At 32.4% G+C, this 2,309-nt stretch carries 2 protein-coding genes; one reads left to right on the top strand and one right to left on the bottom strand.

Going from position 1 to position 2,309, the window contains the following annotated elements; genetic code table 11:
• Positions 1-1,227: M48 family metallopeptidase (locus tag AC2LE6_RS08940; RefSeq protein ID WP_484478913.1), on the top strand; the 1,227-nt coding region annotated here is incomplete at its 5' end.
• A gap of 28 nt (positions 1,228-1,255) precedes the next feature.
• Here the strand turns inward: AC2LE6_RS08940 and zupT are convergent.
• Entirely contained in the window at positions 1,256-2,068 is an 813-nt protein-coding gene (zupT, locus tag AC2LE6_RS08935; RefSeq protein WP_484478912.1) for a zinc transporter ZupT, read from the bottom strand.
• Positions 2,069-2,309: the final 241 nt, after the last annotated feature.

The raw sequence follows: 2,309 nt of genomic DNA, 5'->3' as shown, positions 1-2,309 counted from the left end.
ATATTAACAATATTCCTTTCATTACCATTCTTACTTGATGTGGTTGTCTCATTTCTAGACAGATCTTACAAAACAAAACCAATCCCAAATAATGTAAAAGATATCTATGATGAAGCACAATATAAGAAGTGGGTTGTTTATAGTACTGAAAAGAACAATAAAAAACTCCTATCAAAATCGTTGTCGTTGATTATTCAATTATCAATTCTATTATTTGGTGGATACCAAGTAATAGAAACCATTAGTACCAATCTATCAGATAATATTTATGTTATTAATCTTTTGATTGTGGTGATATATGGGATAATTCTATATGTATTATCAATTGTGTTTGAATACATTGATACATTTATTGTTGAAGAAAAGCATGGTTTTAATAAAACGTCACATGCACGTTTTATTAAAGATCAAATCATTGAATTATTCATTACTGGTATTTTAGGGGGAGGATTATTGGTTTTACTGACATTTATTGATAATAAAGTAGAGAATATGTTTTATATTTATTTATTCTCAATATTGATTGTCGTTATCGTTTTATTCAATATTCTTTTCGTTAAATGGATTATGCCATTATTCTATAAGATGAGTCCGTTAGAAGAAGGAACTCTAAAAGATAAAATTACTGCATTATCAAAAACATCAGGTTATGAGTTATCACAAATCGTAGTGATAGATGCATCAACAAGAACTACTAAGCTGAATGCATTCTTTTCAGGGTTTGGGAAAACAAAGAAAGTGATGATCTTTGATACATTACTAAATGAATTAACAGAAGATGAAATATGCGCTGTCATCGCTCATGAAATTGGACATGCAAATTACAACCATATGTTTAAAGATATGGCTAAGACAGTAGTGAATCTTGCGTTATACACATTTTTGTTCTACCTTTTGGCAACATCTAACATTATCGGTAACAATTTAGAGATTACTGAATACTTTGGCTTTGTAGTTATTGTATTTGTATTACTACTCTCTCCACTTGGTATTGTAACTAAGATCATAACTAATATAATATCTAGAAAACATGAATACCAAGCAGATGCGATAGCTGTCGATTATGGCTTTGGTAATGAGATGATTACAGCTCTTAAGAAAGTAGGGCGTTCTAACTTAGCAAGTTTAACTCCTCATCCATTGTTTGTGTTCATGAAATATAATCATCCCCCGATATCCGATAGGGTAGAAGCGTTAGAAAATAAGATTCAAACATCAAAAAAATAAAAGAAGCCAAAATTTGGCTTCTTATTTTTTATACAAACAATACTAAACTAACTGCCATAACTGCCATTCCAGCGATCAATCCACCGATTGCGATATGGTGTTTACCATATTTTTCTGCGGTTGGAAGTAATTCATCAAGCGATATATAAACCATGATTCCAGCAACACCAGCAAATACCATCCCAAACAATCCATCACTTAAGAAGTTTCTTATTAAGAAGAATCCGATTAATGCTCCAACTGGTTCAGCAAGTCCACTTAAGAACGAAAATAAGAATGCTTTTTTCTTACTTCCAGTTGCGTAATATACAGGAACACTTACAGAAATTCCTTCAGGTATATTATGTATCGCAATCGCAACTGCGATTGAGACACCAAGTGTTGGATCTTGTATTGCTGCCATAAACGTAGCAAGTCCTTCAGGGAAGTTATGAATACCAATCGCAAGTGCACTAAATAGTCCCATTCTCATTAATGATTTCTCTTTATCGTGTTCTGATTGAACCATTTCTACACCATCATGTATCTCATGAGGGTTTTCATGGTTCGGAACAAGTTTATCAATTAAAGCGATTAATGCAATACCACCAAAAAACGCTAATGTTGTTATTAAATATCCTTGAGATACATCTCCATAATAGTTTTCTAAAGATACTCTAGCTTTTGGGAATATCTCAATCATTGATACATAAATCATTACCCCTGCACTAAATCCAAGTGCTAAAGATAAAAATGATTCATTTGTTTTCTTCGAGAAGAATGCAAGTGCACTACCAATCCCTGTAGATAATCCAGCAAATACAGTTAGGCCTAGCGCAAATAAAACAGTTTCAGTTGTCATAGAATCAACTCCTTATCTTCTATAATACCAAACAATGACAATATAAGAAATAAAGTAATAATTTACTTTTTTAAAGGACAACGGTCTCCAACACCGTCTACGGGGTTTCGATCCTCTCCGCCCCTGCCATTAAATTTCTTAGGTAATCCATTTGGTTTACTTTTTTGTTTGCAGGGTGGAAAATAGACCGCTACACAAGTCTGATTATTTCATTATTTTATTATAACGTTCTTTTAATTCC

It is taken from the genome of Candidatus Izemoplasma sp., from assembly GCF_982632705.1.
Note: the sequence above shows the minus strand (reverse complement) of the source record. Positions and strands in the feature narration are given on the sequence as shown.